This is a genomic window from Anaerobiospirillum sp. NML120511, from assembly GCF_023050955.1.
Classification (GTDB): domain Bacteria; phylum Pseudomonadota; class Gammaproteobacteria; order Enterobacterales; family Succinivibrionaceae; genus Anaerobiospirillum.
On the sequence record NZ_JALKIK010000026.1, the window covers coordinates 52,812 to 70,622 of the forward strand.

Genomic DNA, 17,811 nt, shown 5'->3' on the forward strand with positions numbered 1-17,811 from the left:
TGGGCTGCTTGCCATGAGGAGCTGGCCAGGCGGCATGCAATGGCCGGTGATGGCCTCCTGTATGCTGCTGCATGGGGGCTGCCTGCATTACTGGCCTTCAGGGTGGCGCGGTCTGCGCAGCCTGGCCTGATAGCCCTGCTGTGCAGATAATGCTAGAACAGTGATATCTGTCCTTTGGCACGCATGGCGCGCTGCTCTGCTGTTCTGTGCAGGTGGTTGAGTGCCTGGCGGGCCTGCGGTGTCAGCATGCTCATAACCTTACGTCCTCTCATGCACTCACCGAGCACTTCGTGATCACCTGTCAGTGCGGCGGCAGGTGCTACAAAGAACAGAAGCTCCATCATACGGGCGTCATCAACGCTGATGGATCCTCTCTGCTGCTTGTACATCTGGCGGGCACAGAAGAGCATGTTCTGCATATTGCGCAGTGCTGCCGGACTGAGGTTGAGTTTTTCAGAGGCGGCAAACAGCAGTTTGCCGTCCTCTTCTGACTCCTCAGTCTGCCAGATATGGGAACCATACTCGCCAGTGCTGTCTGCTGGAGCCTTCATGGTTGCACAGTTGAAAGCAGAGCAGTTTTCGCTGTCACTGACAAAGAGCTCACTGAGCACAGGGCAGCAGCAGCTCATAATGGACTGAGCATTGTTGACCAGCTCATCGCTCTGAGGGGCGCTGATGATGGCATTGGTACAGTTGTGCTCATTAAGCCAGAGCATCATGTTGTACCACTCAGGGGAGGTGAATGGATTGTTCACAAAGAGCTCAGACTCAGGCAAGGAGTCTCGTACTGCAGGTGAACTAAGCGCTGCTGCCAGATCGGTACTGCTGCCGGTTTGACCCGGGGTAACCTCAATGAGGTCCATGTTGCCTGACAGGGCAAAGGCCTGAGCAATACCACGGGATCCCTGACCGCAGATCAGCAGAGGATATCTGTTGAATCTGTGGGCAAACAGCCAGCAGGAGAGCATGAGAGCCATTTTGCTCTCGACAAAAGGCACTGTCTTTCTGCCAGTGCTGGTGTTCATGCAAGGCTCTGAGCTCAGATTGCTGTGCAGAACATCAATAAAGTCCTGTGGCTTCTCCAGAGCTCTTGCAGCAGGAAGCTCAAAGTCTGCCTGACCGCTGCCCACTTTTTCACGAAGAACATCGAGCAGCTCTGAGGTACCGGCTGCAACATGCTCACAGGTAAGGCCAGATGGAGCGATATACCACATGCTGTCAGGAACAGCCGGGGCAAAGCGGCAGCCAAACAAGCTGTCCTGAGAATGCTGTTCCTGAACATGCTGTCCCTGAATCTGCGAGGTCTTAGCTACTGTGTTTCCGGTCATGGCTACCGCTGCAGGGGACGCTGCTACGCTTCCGCCAGGGGCAACAGCCGGAGCGGCATCATCGCTGTCATCACAGACAGATCCTGCTGCGCAGACATCAGTGTCAGCAATGCCGGCTTTGACAGTGCGGTTACCACTGACCTTGCTCTTGCTTGAGCCATCACTTGCGGATGATTTGTCACCTCCTGCTGTGGCTGGGACGGCAGTTCTGCTTTCGGCACTGCTGCTGTCGGAGGAGTCCTTATTGAGAAGACTGGAGAATAAAGAGCGTGAGCTCATTGTGGTTCTGTCTTTGCCTGTGGCAACTTCGCTGCCTTCTTCGGCATCGCTCTCCATATCTGCTTGGCTGTTCTCTTCCTCAGCTGTCTTCGAGTCAGCTTTGCCGGTTACGGCTCCGGCAGTATCGGTGGCTGCCTCACTGAGCTCAATATGTGAGTCTGAGTCTGGCTCTGAACATTCAATTTCATCTTCAAGGAACATGACCAGCCTGGTCATTTTTTCCTTTTGATCTTTGAGGTGTTTAAGCGTATCACGCTCTGACTTGGTGAGCTTTGGTTTGGTTTCAAATATAGCGATTATCAAGTCAATTGCGCTGGTGTTGGAATTATGATAGTCCACAAGAAGAGCGCTAAGGGAGCGGTAATTCGCCTTATACTTTTTGATTAATTCAAGATTCTCTTCATTTGTCTCTTGAGCATAACGCAAACCGTTCTCAATGATGTCATGATTCTCGTTAGCCGTGTTGAGCAAAGACGTATTCTCAATGATCAGCCTGTCCCTCTCCTTTTGAATTTTGGCGATTTCCTGATCCTTGTCTTTGAGGTCCCTGGCAGCATCCTTTTTCTGCTTTTCAAGCTCTTTTGTGAGCCTGTCATGCTCCTTTGAAAGTCGGTCATACTCGTTTTTAAGCCTGTCCAGCTCTTTACGGGCGGACTCTGCCTCTTCCATGGCGGCCTTGTCTTTTAATGCCCTGTTTTTGATGGACTCGGAATTTTTCCTGATTTCCTCAAGCTCAGACTCAAGAGCAGCCTTCTTCTGATCGACTTCTTTGAGAAGTCTTGCCACATCAAGACGTGATGACCACAGGGAGGTTTCATCTTTGCTGTTCCTGAGTTCATCTGCATTAGCCGGAGGGCTGGTGGTCAGTTGCTCCTCAATCCTGGCAATATTGGCAGAGATATTTTTCAGAGAGTTCTCTGAATGATCAAGCAGTGCGGTTTCAAATTCGCTGTAGCGCTTCTTCAGGGCCGGAGCGCAGATCTCCAGAATGCTGTCGTTATTGGCAATAACATTGTTAAGAAGCTCAATGTCAAAGTCCTTGGCTTCAAAGGCCTTGTCAGCATTACTGATCATGTCTCTGATCAGCTGAGCTGAGGTCTCTTTGCTGCAGCCAATACTTGTAGCGACCTCATCGGTAAGCGATGGAGTCAGGATGTTCTCCATAATGGATTTGACATTGGCCCAGTCTTTTTTGCTGCCCAGTCCGACATCACGGAAAAATGACCATGACAGACGATCGAGGAACATTTCCCTGATTACAGGAGCCGGATCAGACAGGCCAATAGTCTTATCTGTCGCTGGCAGTTCGTCCTTTCTGAGCATACGATAATTATAGAAATCGTATATGGTCAGAACATCTTTTTCACTGAAGGTATAGCAAGGCAGATAGGCATTGGCCTCAGGGCTGAGTCTGACCGCTGAACCGTTGTATTCAAATTCACCGGCCCTTACCAGAACGGTTGAGTAGCCGCCTCCTGTTCTGACAGCAAAGACAGTATCGAGACGAAAGACAGGAGTGTTAATGTTTATGCCTGTCTTAAGCTGATCTACCATGGCCTGCAGTTCGCTCTTACTGTCTACAAGTATCATCTGAACAGGGCTGCCGGAAATTCTGTTTGATGTTACATGGTCAAAGCGTGAGTCATCAGGGGAAGGTTTACAGCTCCATTCCCAGATACCTGCATCTCCTGGCTGTTCACCAAGATTTCGGGCAAAGATGCTTACTCTGTTTTCGTATCTGAGAGGGATATTGTTATTGATATCAGGTGCCACCCACTGGCCATCAACCAGGTCGGCAACACGTGTAAGTATCAGCTTTCTGTCTTCAACTTTGTCTACAAAGCAGAAAGACTTAATAGGGAAAGTAAGTGTTGTCATATCAAATGTTATGACAGGTCAGTCCTTTACAGACTTTCCTGTAAATATGCCTTGGATATTAATAATTCTATCATTTGCCACTGCAGTGCTGTCCGGTAAAGAAGCCGTCAGCTCTCGTACAGCAAGTGAGTGTATACCACCGCACTGCTGTCAGCCAAAGCTGTCAGCCACAACTGTATGTAGCAACTGTCAGCCAAAGCTGTCTGCCACAACTGTATGCAGCAACTGTCTGCTACAGTACGCCTGCTGTTCTGAAGCCTTGTTCATATCAGTAACAGGCGAGGTGTTTTATCTGCAGTTTTATAAAGTTTTTCAGGTATCAGCATAACTGATATCTGCCCGGCACCTGATGCATAAGTACACAGCCTCCCCATTGCGGGGACATCAACTGCATGCAGTCTTGCTCTGTCAGGAGCTAAATTTTACCGTATCTCAATATCAGTGCAGGTCATGCATAAGCAGGTACATGATTATTGTACACAATATCCATGGCCATGGCCTTAATTTAGCCCCTCTTGTGGCAAATAACTGCATTAGTTGCAACCCTCCCACGCCACGTGCCCATCTTCAACACCATCCGACTACGCTGCCACTACAGGCCAAAACGCATGCGCGAACAGGGCAGCAAAGGGCAGTGCCCAGCACATATGTCATGCACATACAGCAAATGAAGTGCAGTGCTGCTCTGTACAGAGCAGCTCCAGATGACTGTCAGTATCAGTGCTGGAAGGTCGCTGGGGCTGGAAAAATAAATTTCGGTCAGTTTGATAAGAGCAAAGAAAGGCAATGCAAGGATGAACTTGCCAGCAAGTTATCACTTGAGCTGGATTGATACCGGACCATAAAAACAGTCAGGCCCTGCTGCGCCAGCATATCTGACAGAGCATGCAGGGTCTGAAATAATTAATAATAAAATATTTTAGACAGTATTTTTTGCTGAGCACGAGTAGAGCAGGACATACTTGAATTGAAACATAATTCCATACGCCTGAGCTCACTGCATAAAGTGCTGAGTCTGACTTATTAACCACATGACTCGCATAAGTCTCTTACATGTTATAAAGGCACACAGAAAATACAGTCAGAACCGGCAAAAGCACACGCCTTGAAGCCTGCATTGCACCAGAGGTCTGACCTGGTTATCAGCTCAGATGCTCTGCCCGGATTCTTTGCCCTGGCATAACTCCCAACTCCAAGCCTAAAACGTTCCTAAACCCATGATCAAAGGGTGGATTTGGCTTTGGCTTTGATTTAGAGGTGAGTGGGCAGTGCAGCTGTTACTGCTGATCTTTGAGATGTTTACAATCTAAAGTTTTGTAACGTGTATGGAGGTGCGTCAGCTACAGGTTTCTCTTAAGGAACAGTCGCCTGCATGGCTGTTTCCCGGTGGTATGAAACAGCCATTGCTCTCTTATGACTGTGATCTGAGCTGCAGTTTGTCCTGTTGCCGATTAGCTCTTGCTGTCAGTGCTCTTATCGGCACCTGCAGTCTCATTATGGGAACTGGTTTCTGCTATGGAATCTGAGGTCTTTGCCAGTGGAGCTCCACCAGCTCTGTTATCGGAATCAGAGGCATCAGCGGCATGAGGCGCAGGTGCTGTGGCAATATTCTGTTGTTCCTGGGACAGGTCAGCAGAGATGCTCAGTGCAGCTGTTGATGGATTTTGCTCTGAGTCAGATGCTGCATGGTCTGCATTTGCTTCATGGGCTGCATGGTCTGCATTTACTTCAGGTACTGCATGGGGTGCATTTACTTCAGGGGCTGCATGGTCTGCATTTACTTCAGGTGCTGGGGCTTGAGATGATGATGAGTAGTTGATGGCTGGCGACTTGGCTTGCTGAGCCTGGGAGGGGGTTGGCCTGGCGTCTGTTTGCTGTTCGGATGCCGAGCTGGTGCTGGTGCTGGAGGATTTTGTTTTGTTGGTGGAGTCGCTGTTTTCGTCGTTAGGCAGGAAGGAGAATACTGGCAGGCCAAGGTGATAGCGTATGGCGATAAGGCGTGTTACAAAACCTGTTATAAGGCATGCGATGATATTGATATTTTCGTTGATGTAGTAGTAGTTATCAGAGACGAAATCAATGGCTACATACATAAGGCCGGTCAGCAGGGCAATACTGGCATAAAGCTCTTTCTGGAAGACCAGAGGAACACGGGCACAGAAGATATCGCGTAAGATACCGCCAAACACGCCTGTTACTACGGCACCAATCAGGGCTATCGATCCCGTAGAGTGGTATTCCATGCCGATGCGGGCACCAATTACGGAGAAGACAGCCAGGCCAAGAGCATCGAGTACGAGGAAAGTGCGCTCAAAGCGGCTGAAGAAATAAGGCATGCGGGTGGTGATGAGTGCTGCGGCGCAGACTATGAAGAGATATTCAGGGTGGGCAACCCAGGTAAGAGGATAATGGCCAAAGAGCATGTCGCGTACTGATCCGCCGCCAATGGCCGTGGCGCAGGCAATGAACATTACGCCAAAAAGATCCATTTTTCGCTTGCCGGCAGCAAGGGCTCCGGTAATACCTTCAGCCGTGATACCGATGATGTACAGAATGATAAGAAACATGAGTTTCCCCCGGTAGTTTTCCTGCCATATGCATGAAGCGACTCTGCCCGTAAGCACCTCACAGCTTTTCGGGAGCAGCCGTCATTCCACAGATGGGCGGCAGCCTGAACATACTTGAGACCTGACCAATGACCTGCAGGAGTACAGGGCGGTCAGGATTAGTTTTATCTGTTATCTGAAGAGCCCTGAATACCGTGCAATGACACACAGACGTGCAGTCTTATGTGCCTGTGCCCTTGCCACGACGACAGGCTTATACAGGCCAGATGGCAGGTATAAAACTGAGGGCACAGCCGGGGACGCAGGGGAGCTTTTTCAGCCCCTGGGCTCTTTTGGCCGCTATTGTACATAGCCGTGACAGCTTTACTAATGACCCTTGCCCCTGATAAACAAAATTCTCAAAACTTTCCCAGAAAAACAGGCATCTCCCTAAAGGGATAAGCAAGCTGAGCATTGTGTCAACACAGGCCTGAAGAGCCATGCGGCTCAGGCCAGTTGCCTGTGCTGCAATTAAGAGCAAATTGCGCGTCGCAACTCATCTGGCAGCAGACAAGACAGAAAGTGCCAGAAATAAATCCGAATATGCCATGAAAGCACACAAGTCCGCTCTCAGTGCTTAGTGCTCAGAGCTCAAGTGTTGTACCTGACTCATGACTGGACATGGAATATCCTGGCAGAGCCCTGGGACAGCAGACTGTACTGTCTTATTGTTTGGCCGGGAACAGCTCAGATGGAGTGATTGAGTGTGCAGTGCTGACGGGATGAAATGCTGTGCGGACAGGGGCTCTACATATGAGGCAGTGGGCCCGGAATGCACAAGGCCCTGTATCACCGATACAGGGCCTTGTGGACAAGGTAAGCTCAGGGCTATGACCTTCATGTAGAGCTGCTGGCAGTCTGCACATTATGTGATGGGCTGCCATATGTCGGCCGATTATGCAGAGTCTGCAGGTATGCAGGTATGCATATTATGCGGCGGCTGCATGTCTGCACATGATGCTGCTGCCGTATGTATGCACATGATGCTGCTGCCGTATGTCTGCAAATTATGAGGCGTCCGTATGTCGGCAGGTTATGCGGCGGCGGCTGCATGTCTGCAGGTTATGCAGCGGACGCATCTGTGAGCGCAGGATTGCGCGTGGACACGGCCTTTGCCTCAGGCGTTGCCGGGCTGTTGCTTTGCTGATGCTTATTCTTTGTTTTCACTTCTGGCGAGCTTTTCCTGACGGCGACGCTCGGCACGGGCATTACGCAGATTGATGATGACGGTAACGTAGACCGGGCTCATGAGCAGGTTTGGCAGCAGCATGACTACCATGGCTTTCCACACCGGCCAGTTCCAGATATCAATAGCGCCTATCATGCCAAGTGCAGTACCCACATAGGGAATGATGCCCGCTAATGTGGCTATTGGTACTGAACACAGCCAGTGCATCTCCATCATACGGTGAAAAAGGGCGTAGCAGGCTGCTATCTGCATGGCACAGACTATGAGATAGATGGTCAGAAAATAGAAGTTCTGAAAAATATACTTGAACAGCAGCAGAGCAGATCTCATTGAAAACCTTATGTCAGCAACATATCTTAATACTAAGCATGAGATATTATTCTATCAGCACAAAGCCCGATTTTTTCAGCAGTATCTAAACTTTTCGTTACACAGCGAACCGTCCCCGTATCCACACTCACGGCCTTACTTCATCAGGATCTGGGCCAATAGCCGCCATTTGGCTGCCCCTTGATGATTTTATCCTGTAAGGCTCTGACCACTCTCACGCTTTCATGTCTGCCTTGCGCCGCCTCGCCCTCGCCATCGCCCTCGTTCTGGTCCTTTCCGTTATGAATTGAAGTCTTCAGGACGGATAAAAGTCGCAGTTTACTTTCCCATGGTAAGGTCTGGTTCGTCTCTTCAAAGAGTGCAGATTATCATGGTGCGGACGGATTAATGCAGCTGTGCAACCACAACAAAAAACGCCATTTACCCGGTCATGGGCAAATGGCGTCAGATTATATGGGATAGAATTTTGGGTCAGGCAGAGCCTGCCTTAAACAGCCGGGCTATGCCAGATGATGGTAATCTGCGGGCACCTCCGGATTTTATGCGGCATCAGGAGCTGCAGAGTGCTGATGGTTGCCTTGCATTGAAGGGCTCTTCACATATGCTGGTGTGGAGCCTGGAGCCGGTGTTGCTGAGGATACAGCAGGATCGGTATTTCCCTTTACTGCTGTGACATCACGGCAGATACTCAGAGCATCCAGGCGGGCATCATAAGCCTCGGTCTTTACCTGCATAAGGCCAAGCAGGGTATGGAAGACATTGTCGTGGGATAAAGCCTGACGGGCAGCTCGGGAGACAAGGCAGTTGCTGTCCAGATTCTGAGTGCTGCGAACATTTTCTGACAGCCACATCTGCATAGGAACACGGGTCTGATAGTCAGGGGCAATCATGTATGGGGCGCCATGCAGGAACAGGCCTTTTTCACCCAGTGATTCACCATGGTCAGAGATATAGAAGAGCATAGGGTCGGCATCATCTTCATGACGCTTGAGCACTTCTGTCAGGCTGGAGAGTACCCAGTCAGTATAGACAATGGTATTGTCATAAGTGTTTATCAGATCAGCAAGGTTGCAGTTCTCCACATCAGGACGTGAACAGTCAGGGGTGAACTTTCTGAAACGCTCAGGATAGCGCTCATAATAGCGTGGACCATGTGAGCCAATCAGATGCAGGAAGATAACAGTATCTTTTGTAACATCCTGAGCCAGCTTTTCGACCATGGGAATCATGACCTCATCGCGGCATTTGTCGCTGTCACAGCCATCGGTATTGCCAAGCTCCTTAAAGGTGATATTTTTGCACACGCCCTTGCATGAGGAGTTGTTGTCAATCCAGGTAGCCTGAACGCCTGCCTGAGTCAGCACGTCAATGACATTGTCACGATACTCGGCAATGTCGGGACTGAAGTCATTGCGGGTCAGGTTGGAAAACATGCATGGAACAGACAGGGCGGTACTGGTAGCACATGAGCTGACATCTGAGAAGTTAATCAGGCCCTTTCCTGAGGTATACGGGGTAGTATCACGGCTGTAGCCGTTTTCAGGATAGTTCTGAGCACGGGCGGTTTCACCAACGACAAATACCATCAGGCGTGGACGCTGGGATGTGGATGCAATAACAGCATCCTCTCCTACATGGATGTACTCATAAGTTTTAGGGAACCATGTAGATTTGACGTATTTGACAGTTGAGACTATGTAGGAAACAGGCATGATCTCCTTGGCAATACCTGGATTGTTGCGGCCTATAAATGAGTAGGTCTGATAGTCAGGCAGAACAATGGCCAGGGCCATGGCCAGTGATGCGCCTGAAAGCGCAACTCGGCCAGCAAGGCCACGCAGGATGCTCTCTGGCCAGATAATACGGGTGCGCCACAGGATTACTGATGGCAGCACACCCAGAAATATTACGTAGGCAGCTGCAGTAAAGGACAGGTAGGCTGATGCTTCGGCCGGATCGGTCTCAAAGACATTGCGGATCATGTCAGTGTCGAAAATGATGCCATAGTTGATGGCAACAAATGAGGCCATGGAGTTAATCATCATCAGTAAGATGATGACAGGCTTGAGCAGCCAGCGCCACGAGAACAGGACGGTAAAGATCACCATCATCAGAGCACAGATGGCAATTGGAGTGAGGAGCCTGAAAAGAAGGCTCAGATCGTTGCCGGCGTAGATAGAACCAACATGACGCCAGAAAGCAAAGTTATACACTGTGGCAAAAAGCAGAGAGCACAGGGCTGTTACCACAAGATAATGGCGTGACCATCCGGCCATAATGGAAAATAACTGTCGCATACAGAAAAAAGTACAAGGATAAGAAAGACTGTATTTTCAGTCACAATCACAGCTTTGCTGATCATCAGCAGTAACTGCACTGCCTCAGCATGAACACGTATGCCGCATGGCCATACCATGCCTCATATGTCAGAACCTGAATCTGTGAGGCCCTGACACTGTCATTCCCTGACGCTGTCAGGCTCGATGGCTGGAACTGCAAGCAAGTCCATTAGCCATCGGCCCACAGGCAGCCTGCCGGCAGCCCACAGGCACGCCCTCAGCTGTCCTGTAGCGCAGAGGCTGTTGGCACAGGCATAGTCACAGGCACAGGCAATGGAGTATTGATGCAATGCTGATCAGAAAAGCTCAAAATTTACTGAAATAGTTTGATATTTAACCTCGGAGGCCCTGAAGCCTGCACACTGCCAGCCTGAAAGGCAGCCATTGCCACTGCCTGTTGCAGGCAATTGACTGTCTTTACCAGTGGGACAGAATGGCTTACTGAGGCTGCGTATTATCACCACAGCTGCCTGCCTTAAAAAGATACGCAGCTTAGGGAAATGACCGCATCAGGGACCATTAAGCTGGCCTAATTTAGAGCAAAGAGTAAGCGCCAGCTGGACAAATCATATCAGTAGCAATGTATGTGTGAACCTTGATAGCAGACAGATGATATTAAGATTCACCACATTAAAACTGGCATGAAAATGATGGGCAAGAAGGTCATATATAGCGCTTTCCATCAGGGAGCACCAGGACTTTCTGCCGAATAAGGACGCTAAAAATTGCGCCTTATATCGCTATATGACCATAAATAAAAAGACTGGTTCCTGATCCTGGTAAAAATTAGCATTCATGATCAATATTTACGCTTACCTGTATAAATAACAGGGATTTTTGCGCCAAAATTGACCATAACTGAATCTAATGGAAAACGTTGCTGGCAGTATTAGGGGCACAGGGAAGCATGGTTCATGGGAGAGGCAAAGCAGGAGACAAGTTGTCATACGAAAATGATTGCCAATGACATGAACCCCTTATCAACAGGGCGGGCAATATCATATGCAAACGTTTGCACGGGCTAAAGCAGAGCATAACTGCAGGGCCTGAAGTCATCAATGTAAATATCGGGGAGCCCGGTACAGGAGAAAGACTGGAGTACAGCAAGGCAGGTGCACAGCAGGACAGGCGCACAGCAGGACAGGAGTGCTGCAGGACAGGGGCCCTGCAGGACAGGCGCTCAGCAAGACAGGAGTGCTGCAGGACAGTCTCACAGCAGGACAGGGGGCACTGCAGGACAGGTGCGCTGCAGGACAGGCGCACTACAAGGCTGGGCAATGCGAGACGGGAGCACATCTGGGCATCAGTACAGCAGGTCATGAGACTTCAGCTGGCTATCTGAGATTATGGCTCAGTAACGAACATGAATGACAAGAGCTTGAAAGTCTTGGGATTGAGGTGAAACTGTAGCCTGTGCTGTTTAAGGCATGGCGTGCCGTGCCGTGCCAGTGACAGGCGGACATGCATAAACAGCTTTACACAGCAATTGCGGCAGCATCTGCTGTGGGGTAAGGGAGGCTGTCTGGCGGCATGTTGGGAAGCAGCTGTCAGCGTATGCAGCAGCAGGCTGGCACCTGCATCTGAACGCCTGCACAACGAACATTGAGATGCCGCGTATGGCAGCACTGAACAGGTGCATCGGAAGTGTCTGCAGGCAGCATAAGGAGATGATCCATGCGCTGAAAACAGGCGACTGGAAACGGCCGGGGCCCCGCCTGATTTCAGGTGGGGCCCCGGGAAGATGCATTGCGGTACTGCTGCTCAGGGCAGGCAGTGCGCCATGCTCAATTAGAGGTCGTCTACCAGTGCGGTGCTCTTGGCGTAGGCGGTAGAGCGGGCCTCAAAGAAGTCGGTCTTGAGATTGTTGGCGTTGGAGTACTGGCTTACCCAGGACATGGAATGAGGTTCTTCGATGTACTTCTCATCAAGTGGTGGGTAGCCCAGGCTGGTCCAGCGCAGATTGCCCAGATAGCTTATGTAATCGTGAATCATCTGGCTGTTTAATCCCTGAATGTTGTCACCGATTACGTACTTGCCCCAGGCAATTTCCTGGCGTACACCCTCAAGGATCATCTCACGAAGCTCCTTAACCATAGCCTCGTCAAAGAGCTCAGGGTTTTCTTTCTGCATCTCCTTGATGATGTTGCGGAACAGCCACAGGTGGGTGTTCTCATCACGGTTGATGTAGCGGATTTCCTGAGCAGAGCCTGGCATCTTGCCATAGCGGCTGAGATTGTAGAAGAAAGAGAAGCCTGAGTAGAAGTAAATACCCTCAAGGATGTAGTTGGCCATAATAACCTTTACCAGGTTACGTGGGCTCTGGTCATCCTGGAAGAGATTGTACAGGTCACCAATGAACGTGTTACGGGCCATCAGGTGGTTGTCGCTCTTCCACTGATAGAGGATGCGGTTACGCTGATCAGCAGAGCAGATAGTGTCCAGCATATAGCTGTAGCTCTGGGAGTGGATACACTCCTGGAAGGTCTGAATGGACAGGCACAGATTTACCTCGGACACGGTGATGTACTCAGCGATACGAGGCAGGTTGGCAGTCTGGATGGAGTCCAGGAATACAAGGAAAGAGAGGATCTTGTCAAAAGCCTCACGCTCAGCAGGAGTAAGGTTTGGGTAGTCCTTAACGTCCTGGCCGAGGTTGATTTCCTCTGGAATCCAGAAATTGTTCATGGCCTGACGGTACCAGTCAGAAGCCCAGCGATATCTCATGTTATTGAAATCGTTGAGATTAGTCGTGTTGCCGCCGATTAATCTCCACTGGGTAATGTCGGTTTCACCGTCGGGATTAAAGAGCTTCTTTCTGGTAAGTTTATCCATTACTGTCAGACTCTGGGTTAGATAGGTCAAATCAAGTCAGATCTTGGCCGGCCCGGTCCGCCAGGACTGGCCAGGTTCATTGTGGCGGCGCACGGCGCGGCTTTCATGAAATACTCCCGGCTGCACAGTCCGGGGTGTCTGACTATCCATATCCACCGCCCTTGCGGTGGCATCAGCATACAGGGAGTCGTACCGTGCCCAAAGGGCGCTGATACGAGCTTACTGTCCACAGCATGCTCTCATAGTCACAGGTATGCGCTTACAGTGACCCATATTGCATTTTTGCATGGTGGGTCTGCAGCAGGCACAGTAAAAATGTAACGAGGGCATATTTTAACAAAACACGTCCCCTGTGTATGTGATATTTAATCTTGCGATTTGGACATTGATAATCAGCAAGGTCCGTACATCAGTGTGCGAGCCACTGCTGGCCTGTTTTTTCTGGCCTCTGGGATGTACCAGGTATGGCCAGGTTATGCCTCCAAAAATGTGCATGCAATTGCAAGTATTTATAGATATCAATGCAATATATGCGTTAAACAGTCAAAATAAGTCTGATTGTTTATGTCCAAAGTTGTACGCAAAAGCTATACCCGTTTCACCATGCAACTGCTCAGCTCAATAGCGCCATATGCACGCCCGTGCAGGCAAATTGGAGACAATCGAGGCTACTCATGGGAAATCGGAGCCAGTCGGGGCTACTCATGGCAAATCGGAGCCAGTCGGAGCTACTCATGGGAGATCGGAGCCAATCAGAGCCACTCAGGGCAAATCAAGGCAAATCGGAGCCAATCAGAGCCACTCAGGACAAATCATGGCAAATCGGAGCCAAGCAGAGTTATTCGCCATACATGGCGGCAGCTCACAGCCTGGTCACGCCAATAAAAAGCCGGGCATGGGGTGCCTGTGGGCGCTCTTAATGCCATGGCCTTTGGCCAAAGTTTGCAGAGACATGGCTGTAGAATGGCCGCCGGAGCTGATGCAGGGGCAGCACCGGTTTTCGCTGTTTTCAGGCTGGATATGGCATATGACCATGCGGGCCAAAAAGTCACCGCCCCGCAACAGTTAACTGCTGCGGGGCGGCGATATCAGGCCTGCATAGTATGCTGCAGGCCTTGTGAGTGCGCTGCTGCCTCTTATGAGCTGCAGGACTCGCACTCCTCCACCTCAAGGGCCTTGGAGCGTACGTAGTAAATGGTCTTCACGCCGCAGCGGTTGGCCAGCAGATAGAGGTTAAGTACCTGACGCATGCTGTACTCATTGGTGATGTACAGGTTCATGCTCTGAGACTGGTCGATGTGACGCTGACGAATACCGGCAGCACGTACGGACCAGCGCTGATCGATGCTGTGAGCACCCTTGTACAGCCAGAAGGTGGTAGGGTTGAGATCAGGGGCTACGCGAGGCAGCATGGAACCCTTCTTCTCCTCCAGGAAGTACTTGTTCATCACAGGGTCAATACCGGCGGTAGTGCCTGCAATGATGGAGGTTGATGAGGTAGGGGCGATAGCCAGCAGATAGGCATTGCGCATACCGTAACGGGCTACATCCTCACGAACCTGCTGCCACTCAGGTGACATATAGCCACGCTTGGTGAAGTATTCACCAGTCTGCCAGTCAGAGCCCTCGAATTTTGCATAGGAGCCCTTTTCACGGGCAATGCTGCAGGAGGCGCGGATAGCAGCACGGTTGATGCGCTCAAATACCTCATCGGAGTACGTGAGGTGCTCCTCGCTTTCCCATGGAATGCCAGCCTTGGAGAGCATGTGGTGGTAACCGCTCATGCCCAGACCGATGGCGCGATAGCGCTGGTTGGTAATCTGAGCGTAAGGCACTGGATAGAAGTTAAGGTCAATAACGTTATCCAGGGCACGTACAGCGGTGAATACCAGGTCGTTGAGGTATTCCTCATTGTCTACTGGCAGACGGCCCAGAGAAAGGGAGGCAAGGTTACAGACCACAAAGTCGCCAGGACGGGTGGTTGTGGTAACGCGAATCTCACCGTCTTCGCTGTTGATAATCTGAGTCTCTTCGCTGGCAATTGGGCTCATGTTCTGAGCGATCTCAGTACATAAGTTGGAAGAGTAGATAGTGCCGCAGTGGTTGTTAGGATTGGCCTTGTTAACATGATCGCGGTTGAAAATGAACGGAGTACCGGTTTCAACAGCAGACTTGATGATAAGACGTACCAGGTCCTTGATACCAATGGAGCGCTTGGAGATACGATTGTCGTGCAGACAGTCGTGGTAACGCTCTTCCCAGAGATCGCCGTAGCAGTCTTCGAGGCTGTAGCCTTTGTACTTGCGAATCTCATATGGACACATCAGCTGCCACTGACCGTCCATGTTGTCCTCAACCTGGCGCCAGAAGTAGTCTGGTACACACAGGGCTGGGAAGACGTCGTGAGCCTTCATGCGGTCGTCACCATTGTTGGTGCGCAGCTGGAGGAACTCAGGGAGGTCACGGTGCCAGATGTCCAGATAGACGGCTACAGCGCCCTGACGTACGCCCAGCTGATCTACTGCAACGGCAGTGTCGTTGATAAGACGGATCCAGCGGATTACGCCGCCTGCTGCACCCTCAAAGTTACGGATAGCTGAGCCCATGGCGCGTACCTTACCAAGGTACATACCCATACCACCGCCAAATTTGCTGACCTGAGCAAAGTTGTTTATGGATCGGTAGATACCGGTCAGGCTGTCAGGCACAGTATCAATGAAGCATGAAGACAGCTGATGGAATGGCTTGCGGGCATTGGCCAGAGTAGGGGTGGCCATGGTTACTTCCATGCGTGAGAGCATGTCGTAGAAACGGCGTACCCAGGTAAGACGCTCGTTGCGATCTTCCTTCATGGCCAGGTGCAGAGAAATACCAAGGAACATTTCCTGTGGGGTCTCTACAGGCTCGTGCTTATGGGTGGAAATAAGGTAACGCTTGATGACCAGATCAAGACCTGAATAGGTGAACAGATAGTCGCGGGTGTTCTCGATGAAACCGGCGGCTTCGTTAAGCTCCTCTTCGGAGTAGGCATCAAGGATGTACTGACCGTACAGGCCCTGGTTGGCAAGCCAGCTGATCTTGCGGTAGAAAGTGTTGAGGTTAAGAGGCTGGAGCTGCTCTCTTAAGGTACGGTGAAACTTGTGGGACAGCAGACGGCCGGCAATAAGCTCAAAGCGTGGTGCAGTAGAGGTGGTCAGCTCGCAGGCAGCCTTGATAAGGGCGGTAAGCTGATCGTTGACTGAGCCAGAACGAGGAGCAATGGCTGTGTACTTGGAGGCCAGTACGGTCATGGCGTACTCTGGCTCCATAAAGTCATTCTGAATGGACTCCAGGGTAACCTTGAGGGTCTCGTCACCGCTGGCATCGATGATGTTGTTACGGGCAGTACGCAGCTCAAAACGCTTCTGACGGTAGAGAATATAGCTCTTGGCCACTGAGTAGAAGCCACGGGCCATGAGGGTCTGCTCAACAATGTCCTGAATGTTCTCGACGGTACGATCTGAAGTATTGATTACCTTATCAGAGATAGTGGTAACCAGATCGTGACGGATTTCATCAGTAAGCGCCTCACCAACATTGGAAAAGGCCTTGCCCAGAACGATGGCGATTTTGTTAACGTCAAATGTTTCTGCAAGACCTGAGCGTTTGATGATCTGCACGGCACGGCTCCATAAATGACATCATACCGTCTCACGACCAGGGTGGTCGGGATCGGCCTGCGTGACTGTAGTACAGTTGCATATAAAGGATGATGCAGCCTGTCAGATGCTGCCTGCAGTACAAAGCACAAATGACGGGCACGGCCCGTCCCAGAAAGCTTAAGCTCTCTGCTGCGCAAACATACTACAGGGGACATTCCTTGAGCAGTCAGGCCGGCAGGGAGTATGTGGGTGCTCAGATGAGCCCGCTGTACATCCAAAACGCAGCCTGTGCCGTATACAGTCCGTCTGGGCTGCACGGTAACAGGGGATTTTTCCTGCACCGAAGGAACAGTTCACGACAGCGCCTCCGCCTCACTCTGCGGACGATGCTGATAATAAGTTTAAAGAAAGATGGGCGCGCCAGGCGGCCATCGGGAAATAGCAAAAGCCTGTCCAGTCAGTAAGATAGCGTTTCCACGTCTGGCTCTGCACGGAGCCTCAGAAACGGTAAATCATGTCCTTTTATAAGCGGGCATTCTGTCTGTCAGGCTTGGTAATTCGTGGGGGCCCATCATACACCAGGAGGGCAAAAAGATCCAACACAATTGCAGCTCTGCGCCGTCTGTAAATCGATATGGATAAATGGCCTGAAATGAGCATAAATATGCCGTTTGTAAAAAATGATGTCCACCTCGAAAAAGCACGAACAACAGCTCCGGACAGTACGCTCACAAGGGAGTCATGTACCTGTTAATCCCAGGTTTATGGCAGGTCTTGGGACCTGTTAAGGTTCTGCTGTTTCGGCAGGCAAATCGCGACACAACAGATTAATTACCTTATTTGCAAAAAAGCACAATAATTTCTCACAATTCCCGCAGTTATAGAAACAGCAGGCTTCCATACATAAACTTGATAAACAGGCCACTCAGGAAAGCACGTCAATGTGAATTACACCTGTACAGCCCGCAACCAGGCCTGTGAGAATTTATTCCGTCAGTCAGGTGCCATAATTTGACCTGAACATGCTAATAATAATTTACTTTATTAATGAGATTAACAAAACAAAATAGCCCTCAAAGCATGGATAAATGGGGCTTGACGTACTTAATAAGCCTTTAGCCATTAGCAAAACTGAACAAAACACAGGCCGTCTTTCTGCAACAGCCTCACCTGATGTCAACACGAAGCTGTACCATAGCCACACATCAAAAAAAGCAAAATTTGCTTAATTAAAGCCTCAAAAGTAGTATCTAGTTTTGAGGTTTTTTAAACTGAAAATGATGTATCTATGGAGTGATAAAAAATAGCGAAAAATCGCTAGCAAATACAACTCAAAAATGATAGAATAGGGGATCCGTTTAAATTTCTATGTAAATGGAGTTATCCCCT

Annotated in this window: 5 protein-coding genes and 1 pseudogene; all 6 read right to left on the reverse strand. The window is 50.3% G+C overall.

Annotated elements, in window-relative coordinates; genetic code table 11:
- Positions 1-152: 152 nt before the first annotated feature.
- Entirely contained in the window at positions 153-3,485 is a 3,333-nt protein-coding gene (locus tag MXE39_RS08355; protein WP_246978403.1) for a hypothetical protein, read from the reverse strand.
- 1,907 nt (positions 3,486-5,392) lie between these two features.
- Positions 5,393-6,052 (reverse strand): annotated as a pseudogene (locus MXE39_RS13105) (trimeric intracellular cation channel family protein); the annotation flags it as partial.
- 1,189 nt (positions 6,053-7,241) lie between these two features.
- Positions 7,242-7,610, reverse strand: coding sequence for a hypothetical protein (locus tag MXE39_RS08365; protein WP_247073974.1), 369 nt, complete (start codon positions 7,608-7,610; stop codon positions 7,242-7,244).
- A 539-nt stretch (positions 7,611-8,149) separates the two neighbouring features.
- Positions 8,150-9,907: a phosphoethanolamine--lipid A transferase gene (locus tag MXE39_RS08370; protein ID WP_246978398.1), complete on the reverse strand. Its 1,758-nt coding sequence runs from the start codon at positions 9,905-9,907 to the stop codon at positions 8,150-8,152.
- A 1,830-nt stretch (positions 9,908-11,737) separates the two neighbouring features.
- Positions 11,738-12,781, reverse strand: coding sequence for a ribonucleotide-diphosphate reductase subunit beta (locus tag MXE39_RS08375; RefSeq protein WP_246978396.1), 1,044 nt, complete (start codon positions 12,779-12,781; stop codon positions 11,738-11,740).
- A 1,136-nt stretch (positions 12,782-13,917) separates the two neighbouring features.
- On the reverse strand, positions 13,918-16,440 hold the full coding sequence (locus MXE39_RS08380) for a ribonucleoside-diphosphate reductase subunit alpha (protein WP_246978394.1): 2,523 nt from the start codon (positions 16,438-16,440) through the stop codon (positions 13,918-13,920).
- Positions 16,441-17,811: the final 1,371 nt, after the last annotated feature.